Consider the following 21,159-nt stretch of genomic DNA (forward strand, 5'->3'; position numbering starts at 1 on the left):
GCTCCTGCCGTCCCCCGGATTTCCGCCTGCCAAAATGATTTTTCACCCGACCTCTTGACCGCATGCCGCGGCAGGCCCTACCTTCGTGCCAAGTCGTTTTAGCAGAACGATTTGTCACCCGGCCGAATCGGGATCGAGGCCCCGCAGCCGGCTGGCAGCGACTTCCACCCCCCAACCCCCGCATCTCGCACCCGCTACCCCTTCCGAATGGAGCAGACAGTGCTGTCCTCACACCGCGCCCTGAAGCGCACCCTGCTGGCCGGTGCCGCCGTCACCGCCATCGCCCTCACCTCGTGCGGTGTGGGCGGCCCCACCTCTGATCCGAACAGCAAGTCCGTCACAGTCCTCGTCGAGGCCGGCGGCCACGCCGAGCTCACCCCGATCGCCGAGCAGTGCGAGAAGGACACGGGCATCAAGACCACGTTCGTCGAGCTGCCGTACGAGGGTCTCTTCAACCGCCTCACGAGCGAGTTCTCCTCGGGCCAGGTCTCCTTCGACGTCGCCGCCGTGGACTCCGTCTGGCTGCCGAACGTCAAGGACGCCGTCCAGCCGATCGACGACCTGTTCACCGACGAGGCGAAGAAGGACATCTTCCCGGCGCTCGTGGCAGAGGCGAAGCCGGACGGGCACTTCGTCGGCATGCCCGTGTGGACCAACGCGGAGGTGCTCTTCTACCGCAAGGACCTCTTCGAGGACCCGGCCAACAAGGCCGCCTTCAAGGACCGCTACGGCTACGACCTCGCCGCGCCGACTACGTGGAAGCAGTACCAGGACGCCGCGGAGTTCTTCACGAAGGACGGTATGTTCGGCACGGACGTCAAGGGCGGCGTCGAGACCGAGTGGCTCGCCCACGTGCTCCAGGCGGGCTCGCCCGGCGTCGTCCTCGACAAGGACGGGAAGGTCATCATCGACAACGAGGCCCACCGCAAGGCCCTCGACTTCTACGTGAGCCTGGCGAAGTCCGCGCCGTCGGGCGCCGCGCAGGTCGACTGGGCCGCCGCGCAGAACCTCTTCTACCAGGGCAAGACGGCCATGACCCGCTTCTGGGCCCACGCCTACCGGCAGATCCCGGCAGACTCGCCCGTGGCCGGCAAGGTCGGCGTCGCCCCCATGATCGGCGGCGAGGCCGGCGTCGCGGGCATCCCCGGCCCCTGGTACCTCTCGGTGCCCAAGGCCACGAAGAACGCCGAGAACGCCAAGGCCTTCGTCAAGTGCGCCTTCGACCACAACGACCTCGCGATCGGCTCCAAGCTGGGCCTGGCCGCCCGCGTCTCGGCCTACGAGAAGTTCCAGGACCAGGCCGGCTACGAGAGCTTCGGCCCGCTCGTCGAGACGCTCAGCGCCCGCGCCACCGCCACACGCCCTGCGACCGACAAGTGGCAGCAGATCGTGGACACCGTCCTCGTCCCGATGCTCCAGAAGGCCGTGGCCGGCGGAGACTCCGCGACGCTCCTCGCCGAGGCCAAGGCCAAGGTCGAAGGCATCGTCAACCCCTAGCCCCGGGGCCGGTGCGGGGGTCGATCCCCCGCACCGGCGCCGGTCCCCAGCGAAGGACCACCCATGCGCCTCACCGACCGCCGCTTCGCGCTGCTCCTCATGGCACCCGCCGCGGCCTTCCTCGCCCTCTTCGTCGCCTACCCGCTCGTGCGGCTCGTCTACGACAGCTTCTTCAGCATCTCCCCCGTGGCCGGCGGGCCGCGGGAGTTCGTGGGCCTGGCCAACTACGCCGCGGCCTTCGCCTCCGAGGCGTTCACGGGCGCCAGTTGGCGGACCCTTGTCTACACCCTCGTGGTCGTCACCGCGGAGTTCGCGCTCGGCCTGGCCATGGCCCTCGTCTTCGCCGCCCTCGGGAACCGGGCGCAGGTGTTCCGCACGGTCTTCCTGTACCCGCTCATGATCGCCCCGATCGTGGCCGGCCTGCTGTGGAAGTTCCTCATGATCGACAACTTCGGCCTCCTCGGGGCGCTCCTGGCCCAGGCCGGGATCCTCTCGGACCCCAACCAGATCGGGTGGCTCTCCGACCCCGGGATCGTGCTCTACTCAGTCGCCATCCCGGACGTGTGGCTCACGACGTCGTTCATGTGCCTCGTGCTCTTCGCCGGCCTCCAGAACGTCCCCGCCGAGCTGCTCGAGGCCGCGAGGCTCGACGGCGCGCGGCCCGCCGCGCTGCTCTTCCGCATCATCCTGCCGCTCCTGCGCCCGGTCATCGCGGTGGCCCTCGTGGTCCGCGGGATCGACGCCGCGAGGGCGTTCGACACGATCCTCATCCAGACCAACGGCGGCCCGCAGTCGGCCTCGGAGACCATGAGCCTCCTCGTCTACCGCACCATGGTCCGCTTCGGCGACCCGGGCCTCGCGAGCGCCATGGGCACCGTCTACCTGATCGCCATGCTCGCCGTCGCCGTCGTCGCCCTCGCCACGATCTGGCGGCCCGGAAAGGACACCTGATGACCCTCGCCCCCAGCCTGCGCCGCACCGAGGCGGGCCAGACGCGCAAGGCCGCGGCCGGCGTCGTCCGCAGGGCCAGCCGCACCGCCGAGGCGGGCGGGCTGGAGGCCCGCCGCCGCGGCACCCGGGCCATCCTGTGGACCGCCCTCGCCGCGGCGCTCGTCCTCTACGGCTTCCCGTTCCTCTACCTCATCCTGACCTCGTTCAAGACCCCGAGCGAGACGATCGCCGTCCCGCCCACCCTCCTGCCCACGACGTGGACGCTCGAGAACTACGCGGGCGCCCTGGGCCGGCCCGGCGTGCTGGCCTCGTTCGTGAACAGCCTGCAGACCGCCGTCGTGAGCACGCTCCTCTCCCTCGTGCTCGCCGTCCCGGCCGCCTACGCGGTCACGCGGTTCAAGACGCCGGCGGGCTCGGTGTTCGTGCTCGCCTCCCTCGTCACGCGCATGGTGCCGCCGGTCGCCGTCGGCCTCCCGCTCGCCTCGATGCTCGGCTCGGTGGGCCTCGCGGACACCCCGATCGGGCTCGCGATCGCCCACACGACTGTCTCGCTGCCCCTGTCGATCTGGCTCATGTGCAGCTTCCTCGACGCCGTGCCGCGGGACCTCGAGGAGGCCGCCCTCGTGGACGGCTGCAGCCGGCTCGGGGCGCTGTGGAAGGTCGTCATCCCGGTCGTCTCGGGCGGGGTCTCCGTCACCGCGATCTTCGCGTTCCTCGCTTCGTGGAACGAGTTCCTCTTCGCGCTCCTGCTCACCGCGGTGCGCTCCCAGACCACCCCCGTGGTCATCGCCAACTTCCAGACCCAGTTCGGGCTGGACTGGGGCCCCATGACGGCGCTCGCCGCCGTCTACTCGATCCCCGTCGTCCTGCTCACCCTGTTCCTGCAGCGCAGGATCGTCGCGGGCATGACGCTCGGCGCGGTCAAGGGCTGAGGCTCCCGTGCGACAGCCATCGACAGGAACAGAAAGGAACACCGTGAAGACCGTGGGCATCCGGGACGTGGCGAAGCTGGCGGGCGTCTCCGTCACGACCGTCTCGCACGTGCTGAACGAGACGCCGCATACCCGCGTCGCGGAAGAGACCAAGAACCGCGTGCGGGAGGCGGCGCAGCGCCTGGGCTACGGCCCGAACCGCGTGGCCCAGGCCCTGCGGACCCGCAGGTCCGGGCTCGTCGGCCTGCTCAGCGAGGAGATCGCCACCACGCCCCATGCGGGCCGGATCATCCTCGGCGCCCAGGAGGCGGCCCGCGCCCACGGCCTGACCCTCGTGATCGTCAGCGCAGAGCGCGGGAACAACGCCGAAGCCCACCGGGCCGACGTGCAGGCGCTCATCGACCGGCAGGTCGACGCCATCCTGTACGCCACGATGTACCACCGGAAGATCTCCCTCCCGGCGAACCTCTCCGGGCTGCCCGCCGTCCTCATCGACGCGACCGACGGCACGGGCACACTCCCCTCCGTCATTCCCGACGAGGTCGGCGGGGCCGTCGCCGCGGTCCGGCACCTGGCCGAGGCAGGCCACCGCCGCATCGCCTTCCTGAACAACAGCGACGACGTCCCCGCGACCCACGGCCGCCTGGCCGGCTACCGGCAGGTCCTGGCCGAACACGGCATCCCGTACGAGGAGAAGCTCGTGGGGGAAGCGGTCTCGGAACCCGCGGAGGGCTACGAGCTCGCCAAGGAGATCCTCGCCCGCTCCCAGCCGACAGCGCTGTTCTGCTACAACGACCGGATGGCCATGGGCGCCTACCGGGCAGCCCGCGAGCTCGGCCTGAGCATCCCCGAGGACCTCTCGATCGTCGGCTTCGACAACCAGGAGATCATCGCCGCGAACCTCTTCCCCGCCCTGACCACCGTCGCCCTGCCTCACTACGAGATGGGGGCCTGGGCGCTCGAGACCGCCGCAGAGATGCTCTCCGAGGGAAGCGACCGGCCCGCCGGACCCTTCGAGCCCCTCCTGCTGCCGTGCCCGCTCGTGCCCCGCGACTCAGTCGCCCCTCCCCGTCAGGGCTGAGAAGCCCCCGACACCCCCTCCACGGAAGAGACGACATGCCACAGCATTCCGCGATTGACGAAAGCCCCGTCGCCCTGGACCCCAGCAGCGGGACGGGACACCAGCTCTCGCGCCCTGCCCTCCACTTCACCTCGCCCTCGGGCTGGATCAACGATCCCCTGGGGCTGACGTTCCACGGCGGCACTTACCACCTCTTCTACCAGCACGTCCCGGGAGCCTCCGGCTGGGCTCCGCAGTGCCGGTGGGGCCACGCCACCTCCGACGACCTCCTGACGTGGACGACCGGGCCCGTTGCCCTCGAACCCGGAGAGGGCGACGGCGGCTGCTGGTCCGGCAGCATCGCCACCGGACCCGACGGCGCAGCCACCCTGTTCTACACCTCCGTCGACGACGACGCCTTCGAGATCGGCAGGGCCCGCATCGCGTGGCCGGCCCCGGGCAGCGACACCACGTGGGCGGGCTGGGTGAAGGGCCCCGTCGTCGCCGAGCTCCCCGACGGCGAGGAGTCGGTGGCGTTCCGGGACCCCCTGGTCTTCCACGACGGCACCTGCTGGCGCATGGTCATCGGCTCCGGCCGCCCCGACGGGACCGCGCTCGCCTACACCTGGACCTCCGACAACCTCTCCGCGTGGCGCTACGACGGCGTGTTCGCCTCGCGCCACTCGAGCGAGACCGAAGGCGTGTGGACCGGCTCCGTGTGGGAGTGCCCCCAGGTTGTCCGCGTCGGTGAGAAGTGGGCGCTGCTCGTCTCCGTCTGGGAGCCGGTGCGCCCGCACTACGAGGCCTACGCCCTCGGCGACATCGTCGAGGGGCGCTTCGTCGCCGAGACGCCCTGGCGGCGGCTCACCTACGGCCCCTCCTACTACGCGGGGGCGGTCTACCGCGACAAGGAGGGCACTCCGGGGATGGTCTACTGGCTCCGCCAAGTCTCCGATCCGGAGGCAGGCTGGGCCGGAGCGCACAGCCTCCCGCACAGGCTCGCGCTCGTCGGGGACCGGCTCGAGGTCCGGCTCCCGCTGGGCCTGGAGGGGCGCCGGGGCTTGGGCCGCTCGCTCGCCGAGCTCCGGGAGCGCGGGATGCCGGTGGGCGGTGCCTTCGATGTCGAATGGCAGCAGGGGGGAAGCCTCTCCCTCGACGAGGGGATCCGGAACGTGTTCCGGCTCGAGCGAACCGGAGGGCCCGAGGGGGGCACCCTGACGGCGACCGCCGACATGGGGCAATGGTCGGTGCCGTGCAGCGGCGCGGTGAGAGTCGTCGTCGACGGTCCCATCGTCGAGATCATCGGCTCCTTCGGCGCCCTGGCGTTCCCGGCCCCCAGGGAGGGCGGCGCCACGCTCTCGTCCCGCGATGCCGCGGGCACGGCCTACCCGCTCGGCTGAACTCCGCCACGAAGGGGAAGAACCCATGTCAAGCAACAACTACTACGACGTCACGACGTGGCCCGTCGGCAATCCAGCTGAGGACGTCGGCGAAGTCATCAACAGCATCATCGCCGACATCAAGGACCGGCAGACGGACACCGATGCGAACGACGGAGGGAAGCCCGGCGCGGTGATCTACCTTCCGCCCGGGGACTACCACCTGCGGACGCAGGTGCTGATCGACGTCAGCTTCCTCAAGATCCAGGGCTCGGGACACGGCTTTACCTCGTCGAGCATCCGGTTCAACGTCCCCGAAGAGGAATGGCCCGACCTGCATGAGCTGTGGCCAGGGGGCAGCCGCATTATCGTCGACATTCCCTTCGGCGGAGACGGGGATGAATCCAAGGGAGCCGCCTTCTACATTGAGCGAAGCGGGAGCCCGCGGATCAGCTCGGTGGAGTTCTCCAATTTCTGCATCGACGGGCTGCACTTCGATGCGGATGGCTCGGGAATGCATCCCGAGAACACCTACGTCAACGGCAAGACCGGCATCTATGTGGCGAGCGCCAATGACTCGTTCCGCATCAGCGGCATGGGATTCGTCTACCTTGAGCATGCCCTCACCATCTACAACGCCGACGCGCTGTCCATTCACGACAACTTCATCGCCGAATGCGGAAGCTGCATCGAGTTGCGCGGGTGGGGACAGGCGTCAAAGATCACCGACAACCTGGTCGGGGCAGGCTTCAAAGGCCACTCGATCTACGCGGAGAACCATGGCGGGCTCCTGATCACGGCGAACAACGTCTTCCCCCGTGGTGCGAGCAGCGTCCATTTCGAGGGCGTCAGGCGTTCAAGCGTCACCAACAACCGCCTGCACTCGTTCTATCCCGGAATGCTCATTCTCGCCGGGGACAGTTCGGAAAACCTCGTGGCCACGAACCACTTCCTCCGCGACCATGAGCCCTGGACCCCCTTCGTTGGAATCGACAACGGAGTGGACGACCTCCACGGACTCCTCCGGGTCAGCGGCAGCAACAACTCCGTCGTCGGCAACCACTTCTCCCACGTCATCGACTCGCAGAGCATCCGGCCGAGCGGGGCGACGCCGGTCATCATCCGGCTGACGGCGGGGATGGGAAACTTCGTCTCCAGCAACCACGTGGTGGCGATGGACGTGCACGCCACGTCCAGTGACTCGTGCTTCTCGGCTCAGGTGGACGCTCTGTTGACGACCGAGGCTTCAGACGGCCTCGCCGTGACGGCCGTCTTGGTTGAGTCCGAATCAGCCCGGAACACGATCCTTGACTCCGGAACGGAGGCCCAGATCGTCGCCGACAGGGCAGTCAACGCCGTGAGGGCCACGCCCACGGTCGGCTCCTAACCCGCCTGGAACCGCAGGATCCGCTCCATCGCCGCCTCGACGGCGTCGTGCCCCGCGGCGAAGCTGAGCCGGACCGCGCGGCCGCCGTGGACGGCGTCGAAATCCGTGCCCGGCACGAGGGCTACGCCCTCCGCCTCGAGCAGCGCGCGGCAGTACTCGCGCGAGTCCCCGAAACGAGCGAGCCGATCGCCGAGCTCTGCGTAGAGGTAGAACGCGCCGTCGGCCGGGGCGGCCGGGCCCCAGCCGAGCGCGCCGAGCCCGTCGAGGAGCGTCCGGCGGGTCCGGGCGTAGCCGGCCACCCAGCCGTCGGCCTGCTCGTACGCGGCGGGGGAGAAGGCCTCGACGGCCGCGTGCTGCGAGGGCGTGGGCGGGCACAGGGCCACGTTGCCGGCCAGGGCGTCGACCGCGCCGACGAGCTCCTCCGGCAGGAGCATCCAGCCGAGCCGCCAGCCAGTCATGCCCCAGTACTTCGAGAAGCTCGAGACCACGATGGCCTCCGGATCGAGCTCCCACGCGCACACGCCGCGCGGGCTCTGCTCGCCGGCGGCCGGGTCGGGGTAGGTGATGCCGTGGTAGATCTCGTCGCTCACGAGCCGCGCGCCGTTCGCCGCGCACCAGTCCACGAGCGCGGTGAGCTCGGGGCGGCTCACCATCGTCCCCGTCGGGTTGGCGGGGGAGGCGAGGACGACGCCGGCGAGCGGCCCGTGCGCGGACGCTGCGGCGTCGAGCAGGACGGGCGTGGGCTGGTACCGGGTCTCGGGCCCGCAGTCGACGTCGACGACCTCGCAGCCGAGCGCAGCGAGGATGTTCCGGTAGGCGGGGTAGCCAGGGCGGGCGAGCGCGACGCGGTCCCCGGCCTCGAAGGCGGCCAGGAAGGCGAGGACGAACGCCCCGGAGGAGCCGGTCGTGACGGCGACCTGGGCCGGGTCGACGTCGAGCCCGTACCAGCGCCGGTAGTGGCCGGCGATCGCCGCGCGCAGCGAGGCCATGCCGAGCGCGGGCGTGTAGGTCAGGGCCCGCCCCGAGCCGTGGACCTCGGCCGCCCGCGCGGACACGGCGTCGGGCGCGCCCGCGGAGGGCTCGCCCGCGCACAGGCTCACGACGTCCCTGCCCGCGGCCCGCAGCGCATCGACCCGCGCGAGGATGTCCATGACCGCGAACGGCGGGACCTGGGAGCGGGACGAGGCGGCGAGGCGGTGTCTCATGCGCTCCAGACTAGGCGAGGCCCGCGCGGGTAGCGTGGGTCCATGGACATGCTGCCCGTTGCCCTCGTGACCGGCGCCTCGAGCGGGATCGGCGCCGAGACGGCCAGGGCCCTCGCCCGCGCGGGCTACACGGTCTACGGCGCCGCGCGGCGGCTGGACCGCCTCGAGCCGCTCGCGGACGACGGCGTGCGCCCCCTCGCGCTCGACCTCACCGACGACTCCTCACTCACCGCCGGCGTCGAGCGCATCCTCGGCGACACGGGTCGGGTCGACGTCCTGGTCAACAACGCCGGCTACGGCTCCTACGGCCCGCTCGAGGACGTGCCGCTCGAGGAGGCGCGGCGGCTCATGGAGGTCAACCTCTTCGGCCTCGCGCGCCTGACCCAGCTCGTCCTGCCCGGGATGCGGGAGCGGCGCTCGGGCACAATCGTCAACGTCTCCTCGATCGGCGGGAAGTTCTACGAGCCGCTCGGCTCCTGGTACCACGCGAGCAAGTTCGCGGTCGAAGGCCTCTCCGACTCCCTCCGGATCGAGCTGCGGCCCTTCGGGATCAGGGTCGTGATCGTCGAGCCGGGCCCGATCCTGAGCGAGTGGAGCGCGACGGCGGTCGACACCGCGCTCGAGAGCACTCAGGGGACCGCCTACGCCGAGTCCGCCAAGCGGGTCGCGGCGGTCATGGCCGGGACCTACGTCCCCGGCCGCGCCGCCGAGCCCGGCGTCGTCGCCCGGGCGATCGTCCGCGCGGTGCGGTCCCGGCACCCCCGGGCGCGCTACGCCGTCGGCGCCGGCGCGCCCCAGCTCATGGCGCTGCGCAAGATCCTCCCGGACCGGGCCTTCGACCTCCTCGTGCGGACCGCCTACAGGCACTGAGTGAGAAAGTCCGGATACCGAGACAAACTGTCTCAACATGAGAGACTCTGGTTGGCTCGTGCCATGGAGACGCCCCACTCGATACCCCCCTTCGTAGACGTGCAGTGGCTCGAGGAGCAGGCGGGCCGCGTCGTGCTCGCCGACGCACGGTGGTACCTGGACGGGTCCTCGGGCCGCGAGGCCTTCGAGTCCGGGCACCTCCCCGGGGCCGTGTTCATCGACCTGGACCGGTGGCTGTCCGGCCCAGCGTCCCCTGAGGGCGGCCGGAACCCGCTGCCGGAGCCCGAGGTCTTCGCCCGCGGCATGGGGGAGGCCGGGATCGGCGACGGCGACGCCGTGGTCGCGTACGACGACGCCGGCGGGGTCATCGCGGCCCGTCTGGTGTGGATGCTCAGGAGCCTGGGGCATCCGGCCGCGCTTCTCGACGGCGGGCTGCGCGCGCACCGGGGCGCACTCGAGACGGGGAGCGTCCCGACCCGGGCCCGCACCTTCACGCCCAGGCCCTGGCCCTCGGCCCTGCTGGCCGACCTCGACGCGACCCTGTCCCCGGGGGCCGTCGTGGTCGACGCGCGGAACCGGGACAGATACGAGGGCCGGCAGGATCCCATCGACCCGCGCCCGGGGCACATCCCAGGGGCCGTGAGCGTCCCCTGCCGGGAGAACCTGGAGCCCGATGGGACGCTGGCCCCGCCGGAGCGGCTGCGCGAGAACTTCCTCCGCGCGGGCGTCGCCTCGGCGCGGGACGTGGTCTCCTACTGCGGCTCGGGCGTCACGGCCTGCCACAACCTCCTGGTCCTCGAGCACCTGGGCCTGGGCCGCGGCCGGCTCTTCGTCGGCGGCTGGTCGCAGCATGGGCTCGCGGCGCACCTGCCGGTCGAGACGGCGGGCTAGGCGCGTTCCAGCGGCCCCGACGCCGAGCGGCCGGCGCGCCCTGCACGCTCCTTGACCCGCCGCCGTCGTGCGTGAGTAGCATGCCAAGGGGGCCGGCCGGGCCCCGCACGGAGCGGAAGGGGCACGCATGGGCAAGGTCACCGTCGGGCAGGAGAACGGCACGGACATCCAGCTCTACTTCGAGGACCACGGAAGCGGCCAGCCCGTGGTCCTCATCCACGGCTTCCCGCTCGACGGTCAGGCGTGGGACTCCCAGCACCTCGCGCTCCTTGACGCCGGCTACCGCGTCGTGACGTACGACCGCCGCGGCTTCGGCCGCTCGGACCACCCGAGCCAGGGCTTCGACTACGACACGCTCTCCGACGACCTCGCCAAGCTCGTGGACCACCTTGACCTGCGCGACGCCGTCCTCGTCGGCTTCTCGATGGGCGGCGGCGAGGTGGTCCGCTACCTGTCCCGGCACGGCTCCGAGCGCGTCTCGAAGGCCGTGCTCATCGGCTCCGTCACTCCGTACCTCCGGCAGGCCGACGACAACCCCGAGGGCGTCCCGACGGACGTCTTCGAGGGGATCAAGGACGCGATCCGCGCCGACCGCTACGGCTTCTTCGAGGACTTCTTCGCGAACTTCCTCAACACGGACCAGCTCCTCGGCAACCGGGTGAGCGAGGGCGCCGTGCTCGGGCACAAGGTCAAGGCGTTCCGCGCATCGGCGCTCGCGACGCTCGCCGTCGTCGACCTCTGGGGCACCGACTTCCGCGCCGACTTCGCCAAGCTCGACGTCCCCCTGCTCGTGATCCACGGCGAGGAGGACCGCATCGTGCCGTTCGCCGCCTCCGCCCCCCGGATCCCGCAGCTCGTGGAGGGCACGAAGCTCGTCACGGTCCAGGGCGGCCCGCACAACATCTGCGCGACGCACGCCGACGAGGTCAACGACGCGCTGCTCGGGTTCCTCAGGGGCTGAGCCGCGTGGCCGAGATCGACGAGCTCGACGGCCAGTACGCCGAGGTCGAGGGGCGCGGGGCGGTGACGTTCATCCGCTCCTACCCCGTGCCCGCCCCCGAGGCGTGGGCTGCCGTGAGCACCGCGGAGGGGCTCGCCGGGTGGTTCCCCTCGAGCGTGCGGTTCGAGCACGACGCCGGCCGGGTCACCTTGAGCGGTGACCCGAACCGGGCGCGCGGCGCCGAGGCAGAAACCGAGCGGATCGTGGACTGGGAGCCGCCGCGCCGCTGGGCGTTCGAGTGGGGCGGGGACCTCCTGGAGTTCCTCGTCGAGGGCTCCGACGCCGAGGCCGAGCTCACGCTGCGGAACTGGCTCGGCGACACGAGGACGGCAGCCCGGAACGCGGCGGGCTGGCACGTGTGCCTCGCCGCGCTGGCCAGGAAGCTCGGCCGCCCGGAGGGGCCGCACGCCGGGCCCGCCGACGCCGGCGCGCCCGACTGGCAGCAGGTGTACGAGGGCTACGTGGCCGCGGGGCTCCCGAGCGGCGCGCCCATCCCGGGCCGGGAGGGCTGAGCGGAGTCCCCCGCTTCTATCAGCCGTCCTTGCCCTTCTTCTCGGCCTCGCGGTCCTTGCCCTTGGAGCCGTCCCCGCCCGGCCTCGGGCTCGGGGCCGGCGCGCTCGGGCTCGGCGCGGGGGCCGGGGCGAGGGTCGCGGGGGCCGACGGCCGCTCCGCGGCGGGCGACGACGGCGCGGCGCCCGTGTTCGAGAGCCCGGCCTGCAGGGCGAGCGGCACCGCGACGAGCAGCGCCGCCACGACGAGGACCGCCGCGGTCGCCCACGCGAACGGCCGTCTCCTGCCCCTGCCCGGGCGGGGCGCATGGGCGCCGGCCGACGGCGATGGGCTTCCGGCGGCTCGGAGCATCTGGGTGCCCGCGGGTTCCGAGGCCGCGCCGGCCGCGGCACCGGCACCCACGAGCGGCGGCCGTCCGGGCCGCGCGGGCAGGACGCTCGTACCGGCCGCGGGCGTCATGACCTCGGTCGCCGCGCCGGCCCCCAGGTCCGCCGCCGGGGCGGGCAGCTCGACGTCGCCGCGCAGCACGGCCGCGACGAGCGCGGCGCTCGGCCGGTCGCCGGGCTCGCGGGCGGTCATCGCCGGGAGCAGCCGCGACCAGGGCTCGCCCAGCCCCGCGGGCATCCGCGGGTCCCGCATGAGCCGGGCGACGGCGGCCTCCACCGCGCTGCCGGAGAACTCCATGGTGCCCGTGAGGCACTCGAGCAGCACGAGCCCGAGCGAGTACACGTCCGACGCCGGGCCTACGGCCTCGCCGCGGGCCTGCTCGGGGCTCAGGTAGTTCGCCGTCCCGATCGTCGTGTTCGTGATGGTCAGCCGGCCCGCGTCCATGAGCCGCGCGATCCCGAAGTCGGTGAGCTTCGCGCGCCGGCGCGCCGGGGCGAGCCGGGCGCCGGGGGCGGCGCCGGGGGCCTGCGGCACGAGGATGTTCGCGGGCTTGATGTCCCGGTGCACCACGCCCTGGGCGTGCACGTACGCGAGCGCCTCGGCGAGGTCGAGCGCGAGCCGCCGCGCGTCGTCGTCCGCGAGCGGGCCGTCGGCGAGGACCCGGCGCAGGTCCTGGCCCTCGACGAACTCCATGACGAGGTAGGAGACGCGCAGGGTGCCGTCCTCGAGCGCGTCGGTGCCGGCGTCGTACAGCTGGACGAGGCTCGGGTGCGTGAGGCGCGCGAGCACCTCCATCTCGCCGCGCCGGCGCAGCTCGTGCTTCGGGTCGGGGGCGTGCGCGCGGAAGGTCTTGACGGCCACGTCCCGGCCCAGGACCTCGTCGTGGGCCCGGTGCACCGTGGCCATGGCGCCTCGCCCGACCACGTCGAGCAGCCGGTACCGCCCCCCGAGCAGGGACGAATGGTGGTCGTTCTCGCTCTCGGCCACTCTCCGCCTTCCCTGCCTGCTCCCGTCACGTATGCCCCGTCAAGTTTAGCTGTCGAGGGGCGTGCGCCCGGCGTCCCTTCCGGCCTGTGGACAGGTGTCACGCACGACGGCGGCGGGCCGGGAAGCGCTCCCCGGCCCGCCGCCGTCATGCGTCGCCACCCCCCGAGAGGGGGAGTGGCGCGCTAGCGCTTGATGACCTGGTCAGCCGTTGATGACCTGCGGGACGGCGACGTGCTTGAGGCCCTCGACGCCGAACTCGAGGCCGTACCCGGACTGCTTGTGGCCGCCGAACGGGACGCGGGGGTCGACGACGCCGTGGCGGTTGATCCAGACCGTGCCGGCCTGGAGGAGTGCGGCGACTGCGCGGGCGGTCTCGACGCTGCCGGACCAGACGGAGGCGCCGAGGCCGACCTCGAGGGCGTTGGCCTTGGCGATCGCGTCGTCGATGTCGCGGTACTTCACGATCGGCAGGGCGGGGCCGAACTGCTCCTCGGCGACGAGCGGGTTGTCGTTGTCGATGTCGGCGACGAGGGTCGCGGGGTAGAAGTAGCCCGGCTGGGACTCGTCGGGGTTGCCGCCGGTGAGGATGCGCGCGCCGGAGTCCTTCGCCGCCTGCACGAGGTTCGCGACGATCTCGTACTGCGAGCGGTTCTGCAGCGGGCCGAGGACGTTGGCCTCGTCGAGGCCCACGCCCATCGGCATCGCCCGCGCGACCTCGGTCAGGGCGGAGCAGACGTCCTCGTAGATGTCCTCGTGGACGTAGAGGCGCTTGAGGGCGGCGCAGGTCTGGCCGGTGTTGATGAAGGCGCCCCAGAAGATGCCCTCGGCGATGGCCTTCGGATCGGCGTCGGGCAGGACGATGCCCGCGTCGTTGCCGCCGAGCTCGAGGGTCAGCCGCTTGATGGTGTCCGCGCTGGAGCGGATGATCGCCTTGCCCGCCTCGGTCGAGCCGGTGAACATGACCTTGCCGATGGCGGGGTGCTCGGCGAGGCGCGCGCCGATGGTGCGGTCGCCGGAGACGGCGAGCAGGACGTCCTCGGGCAGGGCCGAGTTGATGACCTCGATCAGGGCCAGCACCGAGAGCGGGGTGTTCTTGGAGGGCTTGACCACGGCGGTGTTGCCCATGCGCAGGGCGGGGGCGATCTGCCAGACGGTGATCATCATGGGCCAGTTCCAGGGCCCGATCGCGCCGACGACGCCGATGGGCCGGTAGTGCAGGACGGCGCGGGTCTCGCCGTCGTCCACGACGGTCTCGGGCTCGAGCGGTGTGGTCGCGGCGGCGCGGAGCCAGGCCGCGCATGCGCCGACCTCGAAGCGGGCGTTGGGGCCGTTGAGCGGCTTGCCCTGCTCGCGGGAGAGCAGCCGGGCGAGCTCCTCGGCGCGGGCCTCGACGGCGTCGGCCGCCGCGAGCAGCGCGGCGGAGCGGGCCTCGTGCCCGGCGGCCGCCCAGGCCGGCTGCGCTGCGGCGGCCGCGGCGACCGCGGCCTCGAGGTCCTCGAGCGTGTGCTCCGGGGCGAGGCCGACGACCTCGCCGGTGGCGGGGTCCAGGATCTCGCGTCCCGGGGCGCCCTCGGCCGGGGCGATCGCGTCGAGCAGGCTGGTCTCCAGCGTTTCCATGGTGTCCTCCACATCGAGTTCCGTCGTCGCTCCAGTGTCCGGGCGCGGGGCGGGGCGGGGCTTGACCCAGCGTGCCGGGGCCTTGACTCCCGGCGCACGATTGACGGGGCGTAGGCTGGGCGGGTGTCCGAGTTCCGCCACCTGAGCGTCCCCATCGCCCTGTCGCCGCGTGCCGTCGCCTCGTTCGCGGGCAACCCGGCCAACCTCCCGCGCTGGGCCTCGGGCCTCGCCGCCGGCATCCGCGAGGAGGGCGGCCGCTGGGTCGCCGAGTCGCCGATGGGCACCGTCCACGTCCGCTTCGTCGGCGACACCGCCGCCGGCATCCTCGACCATGAGGTCACCCTGCCGGACGGCACGGACGTCCTGAACCAGTTCCGCATCCTGCACGACGGCCCGCACAGCCTCGCCGTCTTCCACCTCCGCCGCGCCGAGGGCGTGGACGACGCCGCCTTCGAGGCCGACGCCGCCACGATCCAGTCCGACCTCGAGACGCTCAAGCGCGTGCTCGAGGCTGGCGAGGCGGGGGATCCGGGCCAGGGGGCCGAGTAGCCTCGGGGCCACCGCCTCGCAAGTGGCCATGGGGCCCCGCCCCGGCGCTGGCTAGCGTGGGAATACCGTTCCCGACAGAGAGCTTGTCCTTGCCATGCAGGTGCCCCTGACCCAGACCGAGCGCGCCCCGCGCACCCGTCCCCGCGTGCACCGGGCGTGGCTCGTCGCAGGGGTGACCCTGCTCGCCCTCGTCGCCGCCGCGGCATTCCGCTCGACGACGGGCGCGCTCTTCGAGCCGCTCGAGTCCGAGTTCGGCTGGAGCCGCGGCGAGACCTCCGCCGCCGTGACGGCGAACCTCGTGGTCTACGGGCTCGTCGCGCCGTTCGCGGCGGTGCTCATGGAGCGCTTCCGGGTGCGCACCGTCGTCGCCTCGGCGCTGCTCATGGTCGCCCTCGGCAGCGGCCTCACGACTCTCATGACCGAGGCCTGGCACCTGTGGCTCCTGTGGGGCGTGCTCATCGGGGTCGGCACCGGGATGATGGCGCTCGTCTTCGGGGCCATCGTTGCGAACCGGTGGTTCGTGCGGCGCCGCGGCCTCGTCATGGGCTTCTTCTCCGCCGCGAACGCGTGCGGGCAGCTCATCTTCCTGCCCGCCGTCGTGCACATCGCCGGGCACGAGGGGTGGCGGACGGCGGCGCTGCTCGTGTCCGTCTTCGCGCTCGCAATCGTGCCGCTGCTCGCGTGGCCGTTCGCGAACAGCCCCGCCGAGGCCGGGCTCGCGCCGTACGGCGCGGACCCCGCCGTGGAGGGCACCACGGACGACGGCGCGGTCTCCCCCCGCGGGGGTGGGGCACGCGCCGTCGTGCGCCGGAACGCCGCGGCCGAGGCGATCGCGGTGCTGCGCGAGGCGATGCGCTCGCGGGCGTTCTGGATCCTCGTGTTCACGTTCTGGGTCTGCGGGTGGAGCACGAACGGGCTCATGCAGACCCACTTCATCCCCGCCGCGCACGATCACGGGATGCCGCCCACGACCGCGTCCGGGCTGCTCGCGCTCATCGGCGTCTTCGACGTGCTCGGCACTATAGCGTCCGGCTGGCTCACCGACCGCGTGCGGCCGTGGATCCTGCTCGTGGCGTACTACGGGCTGCGCGGGGCCTCGCTCCTGACCGTCAACGCGCTGCTCGGGCCCGAGGTCCAGCCGCCGCTGTGGATCTTCATCGTGTTCTACGGGCTCGACTGGGTCGCGACCGTGCCGCCGACCGTCGCGCTGTGCCGCGAGCACTTCGGGCTCGAGCGCTCGGCGGTCGTGTTCGGCTGGGTGTTCGCCTCGCACATGGTCGGTGCCGGGGTAGGGGCGTTCCTCGCCGGGTGGGGCCGCGAGATGTCGGGAACCTATCTGGGGGCGTGGATGTCTGCGGCGGCGCTGTGCTTTGCCGCCGCCGCGAGCCTGTTCTTGCTGCCGAAGCTGACCCAGGCGGAGGTCTCGCAGGCCTGACGTCCACGGCGTGCAGTCCTTTGGCGTGGATTACTTTTGTTGATCATCGTTCTCAATAGAGTATGATTGTCGACTGTGAACAAAGCTCTGCGGGCCGGCCAGCCGTCCCTGCGCCCGCTCCTCGTCATGCAGGCCCTCTTCATGGTCGGCTTCTCGAGCGTCGTGCCCTTCCTCGCCGCCATCGCCCAGGATCGGTACGCCTTCGACGCCTCTGCCGTCGGGCTCCTCATCGGGGCGCGGGTGGCGGCGCAGCAGGGCCTGTTCCTGGTCGGCGGCGTGCTCGCCGACCGCATGGGGGCCCGCCTCATGGTGGCGCTGGGCTGCCTCCTGCGTGCCGCCGGCCTCGCAGCCATCGCCCTGGCGGCCCACCCGGCAGTCTTCGTGGCCGGCGTGATCGTCGTCGGCATGGCCGCCGCCCTCTTCTCCCCGGCGCTCGAGGGCCTCGTCGGCGCCGCGGACGCGCACTGGCGCCGGGATTCCGGCCGCCGCGGGCCCGCCCCGTTCGCCGCGCTCGCGATGGCGGGGGAGGCGGGGGCGGTGACGGCCGCCTGCCTGGCCGCGCCGCATATGCCCGGCAATGCTGGCGTTGTCGCGCTCGTCGCCGCCGGCGTCTTCCTCGCGGTCGGGATCGGCGCCCTGTTCCTCCTTCCGTCGTCTCCGGTCCGGGAGCGCCGCGGACGGGACGCCGAGGGCGCGGACGCGCGGCCGGAGCCCACGACGTCCGAGCGGCCCACGCCTCTCGTGCCCATCGTGCTGGCAGGCTCCGTCTTCCTGGCGCTGTACTCACAGCTGTTCTCCCTCATCCCCCTGGGCCTCGCTGAGCGTGGGGCGGATGCAGGGCTCATGGGCCTCGTGGTCGTCGTCTGGTCCCTGAGCACGCTCGCCCTTCAGTGGCCGCTCTCCCGCGTTGCCGAACGGGTGGGCCGCCGGCGCGCCGTCGTGGCTGGGCTCGTGCTCGGCATGGCGGGCTGCCTGGCCGCAGCCCTCGGGATGGCCGTCATCCCGGACGCGGCGCTCGCGGCCGCCGTCGTTCCCGCGACCGTGCTCCTCGCGTCGTCCACCATGCTCGGCAGCGTGGCCGCGCTGTCGCTGGCGGCGTCCGGCGGAAGTGCCCGCTGGCGCTCGACGCGGCTCGCCGCGGTGCCCACGGCCGGAGGCGTTGCGGCCCTCCTCCTCTCCGCCCTGACCGGCGCGGTGGCGCGCGATCTCGGGCTCACCGCCGCATGGCTCATCGCCGCGGCCCTGCCGCTCGTGGCACTGACCGCCACGGCCGCCGTGCGGGTGCGGGGGCGTGCACGGGCGCGCGGCTCGGAGGCCCGTCGTGTTCTCGCGGAGGCGAAGGCCGCCGCCTGAGGCGACCGCGCTTTTTCGACCGGCCGACGCGCGCTACTCTGCCCGCATGACCCAGTCCCAAGACCACCGCGTGGCGCGCATGGGCGGGCGCGACCCGCACGAGGAGAACCGCACCGCGAGCCCCCTCGAGCTCTTCTTCGACCTCGCGTTCGTCGTCTCCTTCGGCGTCGCGGGCAACGAGGTCGCCCACCTCATGGCCGAGGGGCACGTCGCGTCCTCGCTGGCCGCGTTCGCGTTCGTCATGTTCGGCGTCTGCTGGGCGTGGGTGAACTTCACGTGGTTCGCCTCGGCCTACGACACCGACGACTGGGTGTTCCGCGTCATGACCATGGTGCAGATGATCGGCGTCCTCATCTTCGCCCTCGGCATCCCGGCGACGTTCGCCTCGGTCGACGAGGGCGCCCACCTCGACAACACCGTGCTCGTGCTCGGGTACGTCGTCATGCGCGTCGCCCTCGTGGGGCAGTGGCTGCGCGCCGCCGCCCAGGACCCCGCACACCGGCGGACCGCGCTCGCCTACGCCGGCTTCGTGAGCCTCGTGCAGGTCGGCTGGGTCACCATGATCTTCATCGACCAGCCGGTGGGGCCCGCCTTCGCCATGACCGGCGTGCTCATCCTGCTCGAGCTCGCCGCGCCCTGGCTCGCCGAGCGGTACGGCAAGACCCCGTGGCACGCGCACCACGTGGCGGAGCGGTATGGGCTCTTCGCCATCATCGCCCTCGGCGAGGGGCTCCTGGGCACGGTCGCGGCGCTCGCCGCCGTCGTCGAGCACCAGGGCTGGAGCTTCGAGGCCGGCCTCATGGGGTTCGCGGGCGCGGGGCTCACGTTCGGGATGTGGTGGCTGTACTTCATCTTCCCGTCGGGGGAGGCGCTGCACTACCAGCGGCACAAGTCGTGGGTGTGGGGGTACGGGCACATCGTCGTGTTCGCCGCGATCGCCGGAACGGGGGCCGGGCTGCACGTCGCGGCGTACTACGTCGAGCACGCCGCCCATCTGCCGGCCGTCGCCGTCGTCGCCTGCGTCGCGGTCCCGGTCGCGGTGTTCGTCCTCGGCATCTTCGGGCTGTACTCGTACCTCATGGGCCTCGACACGCTGCACGTGCTGCTCACGCTCGGCAAGCTCGCGATCGTCGGGACCGCCGTGGTGCTCGCGGCGGTGGGCCTGCCGGTCGTCTGGTGCCTCGTCGTCGTCGCGCTCGGGCCGGCGGCCGCCGTCGTCGTCGACGAGCTCGTCGTCGCACGACGGCGCGAAGCCGCCCTGGGTCGCATCCGCGCCAGCGCCTAGCCCCGCCCGCCGCCCCTCCCCCCGTTGCGGGGTCACCTCTCAACGTTGCGGGGTCACGTCCCTGCGTTGCGGGGTCACATCCTCCCGGATCCGCAGGCCTCGGTCCTGGAAGCGATGATCGGTGCGCTCATGCCCGCGCGTGGGGGTCGAGCCGATTGAGCGTCGCCACGACGTGGTCGTAGTCGCCGCGCGCTTCGCCGTAGCGCAGGAACTTCACGTTCTCGACCTGGATCTCTGTGGCGTCCGGCTGGCCCTCGAGGATCGTCATGACCTCGTCGACGAACTCGTCCAGGGGCATCGCGAAGGAGCTGTCCTCCTGGCCGGGGAGCAGGCCCGTGCGCACCGCCGGGGGCTGGAGTTCGATCACGCCGACGGTGCTGCCCGCGAGCTGGAGCCGGAGGGACTCGCTGAGCATGTGGACGGCGGCCTTGGTCGCATTGTAGGTGGGCGTTGCCCGCAGGGGCGCGAACGCGAGGCCGGAGGAGACCGTCATGATCGTGGCCTCGGGCCGGGCCCGGAGGTGCTCGATGAAGGCGCCGATGAGCCGGATGGGCCCGAGGAGGTTCGTCGTGACGACCTCCTCGGCCGTCCCGAGGAAGCCCCTGGGGTGCGTCCAGTCCTCGACGCGCATGATGCCTGCCATAGTCACCAGGACGTTGAGGTCGGGATGGCGGGCGACGACGTGCCCCGCGGCGGAGGCGATGCTCGCCGGGTCGGCCGTGTCGATCTGGACGGAGTCGATGCCGGGGTGGCGCTCCGCGATCTCGTCGAGCAGCTCGGCCCGCCGCCCGCCGACGATGACCCTGTTGCCGGCGTCGTGCAGGCGCTGGGCGAGCGCGAGGCCGATGCCGCTCGTCGCCCCGGGAATGAAGATGGTGTTTCCGCTGATTCGCATGCTTCGAGTTTTGGCCTCGCACCCAGCGGCATCCAGAGACCGTTTGTCGGGGGATCGGGAGTCTCTGGTTGTGCTGTCAGGCGCGTGGAAGGATGACGACGTGGACCGCCAAGCCCTTTCCGAGTTCCTTCGCCGACGGCGAGAGGCCCTCCGGCCAAGCGACGTTGGGCTGCCCACGGGCCCCCGGCGCAGGGCCGCGGGGCTGCGGCGTGAGGAGGTCGCGCAGCTCGCGATGATGTCGGCGGACTACTACACCCGCCTCGAACAGCAGCGTGGGCCGCAGCCGAGCACGCAGATGCTCGCGTCGCTGAGCAGGGCGCTGCGCCTCACCGCGGACGAGCGGGACTACCTCTATCGGACGGCGGGGCACTCCGTCCCCGACCGGGTCAGCGCATCGGAGCATGTGGCGCCCGCCTTGCAGCGGGTGTTCGACAGGCTCGCCGACACTCCGGCTCTCGTCGTGTCGAACCTCGGCCAGACCATCCTGCAGAATCCGCTCGCGGCCGCGCTCCTCGGGGACCGCTCCGATGCGAGCGGGTGGGAACGCTACGAGAGCTACCGGTGGTTCGTCCACCCGGAGACCGAACGGGGTCACTACCCGGAGCACGACTGGCCGAGGCACAGCCGATCGCTCGTCGCCGGCCTGCGCGCGGCCTACGGATCGATGGGGGCCCGCTCGCATGCCGGCGAACTCGTGGAGGAGCTCTCCAAGCACAGCGGAGAGTTCAGGGAGCTGTGGGACCGGCACGAGGTGGCCCAGCGCTTCGCGGACCACAAGGTGATCATCCATCCCGAACTCGGGCCTTTCGAGCTCGACTGCCAAGTGCTGTTCACGGAAGACACATCGCAGGCGCTCCTCGTGCTCACGGCCGAGCCCAGGAGCGACGCGGACGAGAAGCTGCGGCTGCTGGCCGTGCTCGGAACGCAGCGGTTCGGCGTCTCCTGAGGGGAAGGCGCCGCTCGCGCCTG

General features: G+C 72.1%; 19 protein-coding genes. 15 read left to right on the forward strand and 4 right to left on the reverse strand.

The window, feature by feature from the left end:
- The first annotated feature begins 207 nt into the window (after positions 1-207).
- The 6 genes from ACUYMY_RS00160 (at position 208) to ACUYMY_RS00185 (ending at position 7,206) form a co-directional block, all read left to right on the forward strand.
- Complete coding sequence (locus tag ACUYMY_RS00160; RefSeq protein ID WP_481701622.1) at positions 208-1,497, forward strand: ABC transporter substrate-binding protein; 1,290 nt, start codon at positions 208-210, stop codon at positions 1,495-1,497.
- 63 nt (positions 1,498-1,560) lie between these two features.
- Positions 1,561-2,448, forward strand: a complete 888-nt coding sequence (locus ACUYMY_RS00165; protein ID WP_481701623.1) for a carbohydrate ABC transporter permease — start codon at positions 1,561-1,563, stop codon at positions 2,446-2,448.
- A complete protein-coding gene (locus ACUYMY_RS00170; protein ID WP_481701624.1) occupies positions 2,448-3,380 on the forward strand; it encodes a carbohydrate ABC transporter permease in 933 nt (310 codons plus the stop codon). The genes ACUYMY_RS00165 and ACUYMY_RS00170 overlap by 1 nt, the downstream gene beginning before the upstream one ends.
- A gap of 43 nt (positions 3,381-3,423) precedes the next feature.
- Positions 3,424-4,461 carry a LacI family DNA-binding transcriptional regulator gene (locus tag ACUYMY_RS00175; RefSeq protein WP_481701625.1) on the forward strand — a complete coding sequence of 346 codons (1,038 nt, stop codon included), beginning with the start codon at positions 3,424-3,426 and terminating at the stop codon, positions 4,459-4,461.
- A gap of 35 nt (positions 4,462-4,496) precedes the next feature.
- Positions 4,497-5,840, forward strand: a complete 1,344-nt coding sequence (locus ACUYMY_RS00180; protein WP_481701626.1) for a glycoside hydrolase family 32 protein — start codon at positions 4,497-4,499, stop codon at positions 5,838-5,840.
- Positions 5,841-5,865: 25 nt separating this feature from the next.
- Complete coding sequence (locus ACUYMY_RS00185) at positions 5,866-7,206, forward strand: NosD domain-containing protein (RefSeq protein WP_481701627.1); 1,341 nt, start codon at positions 5,866-5,868, stop codon at positions 7,204-7,206.
- Here ACUYMY_RS00185 and ACUYMY_RS00190 read toward each other — a convergent pair.
- Positions 7,203-8,411, reverse strand: a complete 1,209-nt coding sequence (locus ACUYMY_RS00190; protein ID WP_481701628.1) for an aminotransferase class I/II-fold pyridoxal phosphate-dependent enzyme — start codon at positions 8,409-8,411, stop codon at positions 7,203-7,205. The two genes, ACUYMY_RS00185 and ACUYMY_RS00190, sit on opposite strands and share 4 nt — an antisense overlap.
- A gap of 48 nt (positions 8,412-8,459) precedes the next feature.
- On the opposite strand from ACUYMY_RS00190, the gene ACUYMY_RS00195 reads away from it, so the two are divergent.
- The 4 genes from ACUYMY_RS00195 (at position 8,460) to ACUYMY_RS00210 (ending at position 11,684) form a co-directional block, all read left to right on the forward strand.
- Complete coding sequence (locus tag ACUYMY_RS00195) at positions 8,460-9,281, forward strand: oxidoreductase (protein WP_481704918.1); 822 nt, start codon at positions 8,460-8,462, stop codon at positions 9,279-9,281.
- A gap of 63 nt (positions 9,282-9,344) precedes the next feature.
- Positions 9,345-10,172 carry a sulfurtransferase gene (locus ACUYMY_RS00200; RefSeq protein WP_481701629.1) on the forward strand — a complete coding sequence of 276 codons (828 nt, stop codon included), beginning with the start codon at positions 9,345-9,347 and terminating at the stop codon, positions 10,170-10,172.
- Positions 10,173-10,299: 127 nt separating this feature from the next.
- Positions 10,300-11,133, forward strand: a complete 834-nt coding sequence (locus ACUYMY_RS00205; RefSeq protein ID WP_481701630.1) for an alpha/beta fold hydrolase — start codon at positions 10,300-10,302, stop codon at positions 11,131-11,133.
- 5 nt (positions 11,134-11,138) lie between these two features.
- Positions 11,139-11,684, forward strand: a complete 546-nt coding sequence (locus ACUYMY_RS00210) for an SRPBCC family protein (RefSeq protein ID WP_481701631.1) — start codon at positions 11,139-11,141, stop codon at positions 11,682-11,684.
- Between the two features lie 19 nt (positions 11,685-11,703).
- Here ACUYMY_RS00210 and ACUYMY_RS00215 read toward each other — a convergent pair whose 3' ends face one another.
- A complete protein-coding gene (locus ACUYMY_RS00215) occupies positions 11,704-13,056 on the reverse strand; it encodes a serine/threonine-protein kinase (RefSeq protein WP_481701632.1) in 1,353 nt (450 codons plus the stop codon).
- 201 nt (positions 13,057-13,257) lie between these two features.
- A complete protein-coding gene (locus ACUYMY_RS00220) occupies positions 13,258-14,673 on the reverse strand; it encodes an aldehyde dehydrogenase family protein (protein ID WP_481701633.1) in 1,416 nt (471 codons plus the stop codon).
- 123 nt (positions 14,674-14,796) lie between these two features.
- On the opposite strand from ACUYMY_RS00220, the gene ACUYMY_RS00225 reads away from it, so the two are divergent.
- From ACUYMY_RS00225 to ACUYMY_RS00240, 4 genes are all read left to right on the forward strand, one after another.
- On the forward strand, positions 14,797-15,222 hold the full coding sequence (locus ACUYMY_RS00225; protein WP_481701634.1) for an SRPBCC family protein: 426 nt from the start codon (positions 14,797-14,799) through the stop codon (positions 15,220-15,222).
- 94 nt (positions 15,223-15,316) lie between these two features.
- Positions 15,317-16,657 (forward strand): MFS transporter, encoded by a 1,341-nt coding sequence (locus ACUYMY_RS00230; RefSeq protein WP_481701635.1) that lies wholly within the window; start codon positions 15,317-15,319, stop codon positions 16,655-16,657.
- Between the two features lie 75 nt (positions 16,658-16,732).
- Entirely contained in the window at positions 16,733-18,010 is a 1,278-nt protein-coding gene (locus ACUYMY_RS00235) for an MFS transporter (RefSeq protein ID WP_481701636.1), read from the forward strand.
- Between the two features lie 46 nt (positions 18,011-18,056).
- Positions 18,057-19,295, forward strand: a complete 1,239-nt coding sequence (locus ACUYMY_RS00240; RefSeq protein ID WP_481701637.1) for a low temperature requirement protein A — start codon at positions 18,057-18,059, stop codon at positions 19,293-19,295.
- 127 nt (positions 19,296-19,422) lie between these two features.
- Here ACUYMY_RS00240 and ACUYMY_RS00245 read toward each other — a convergent pair whose 3' ends face one another.
- Positions 19,423-20,190, reverse strand: a complete 768-nt coding sequence (locus ACUYMY_RS00245; protein ID WP_481701638.1) for an SDR family oxidoreductase — start codon at positions 20,188-20,190, stop codon at positions 19,423-19,425.
- Between the two features lie 100 nt (positions 20,191-20,290).
- Between ACUYMY_RS00245 and ACUYMY_RS00250 the strand changes: the two genes are divergently transcribed.
- A complete protein-coding gene (locus tag ACUYMY_RS00250; protein WP_481701639.1) occupies positions 20,291-21,136 on the forward strand; it encodes a helix-turn-helix transcriptional regulator in 846 nt (281 codons plus the stop codon).
- Positions 21,137-21,159 lie beyond the last annotated feature (23 nt).

It is taken from the genome of Sinomonas sp. T428B (assembly GCF_056780155.1).

Coding starts and splice junctions, on each gene's coding strand:
- ACUYMY_RS00170 (WP_481701624.1), top strand. CDS start 2,448: ATGACCCTCGCCCCCAGCCTGCGCCGCACCGAGGCGGGCCAGACGCGC.
- ACUYMY_RS00245 (WP_481701638.1), bottom strand. CDS start 20,190: ATGCGAATCAGCGGAAACACCATCTTCATTCCCGGGGCGACGAGCGGC.
- ACUYMY_RS00230 (WP_481701635.1), top strand. CDS start 15,317: ATGCAGGTGCCCCTGACCCAGACCGAGCGCGCCCCGCGCACCCGTCCC.
- ACUYMY_RS00165 (WP_481701623.1), top strand. CDS start 1,561: ATGCGCCTCACCGACCGCCGCTTCGCGCTGCTCCTCATGGCACCCGCC.
- ACUYMY_RS00160 (WP_481701622.1), top strand. CDS start 208: ATGGAGCAGACAGTGCTGTCCTCACACCGCGCCCTGAAGCGCACCCTG.
- ACUYMY_RS00220 (WP_481701633.1), bottom strand. CDS start 14,673: ATGGAAACGCTGGAGACCAGCCTGCTCGACGCGATCGCCCCGGCCGAG.
- ACUYMY_RS00195 (WP_481704918.1), top strand. CDS start 8,460: ATGCTGCCCGTTGCCCTCGTGACCGGCGCCTCGAGCGGGATCGGCGCC.
- ACUYMY_RS00185 (WP_481701627.1), top strand. CDS start 5,866: ATGTCAAGCAACAACTACTACGACGTCACGACGTGGCCCGTCGGCAAT.
- ACUYMY_RS00205 (WP_481701630.1), top strand. CDS start 10,300: ATGGGCAAGGTCACCGTCGGGCAGGAGAACGGCACGGACATCCAGCTC.
- ACUYMY_RS00190 (WP_481701628.1), bottom strand. CDS start 8,411: ATGAGACACCGCCTCGCCGCCTCGTCCCGCTCCCAGGTCCCGCCGTTC.
- ACUYMY_RS00180 (WP_481701626.1), top strand. CDS start 4,497: ATGCCACAGCATTCCGCGATTGACGAAAGCCCCGTCGCCCTGGACCCC.
- ACUYMY_RS00200 (WP_481701629.1), top strand. CDS start 9,345: ATGGAGACGCCCCACTCGATACCCCCCTTCGTAGACGTGCAGTGGCTC.
- ACUYMY_RS00240 (WP_481701637.1), top strand. CDS start 18,057: ATGACCCAGTCCCAAGACCACCGCGTGGCGCGCATGGGCGGGCGCGAC.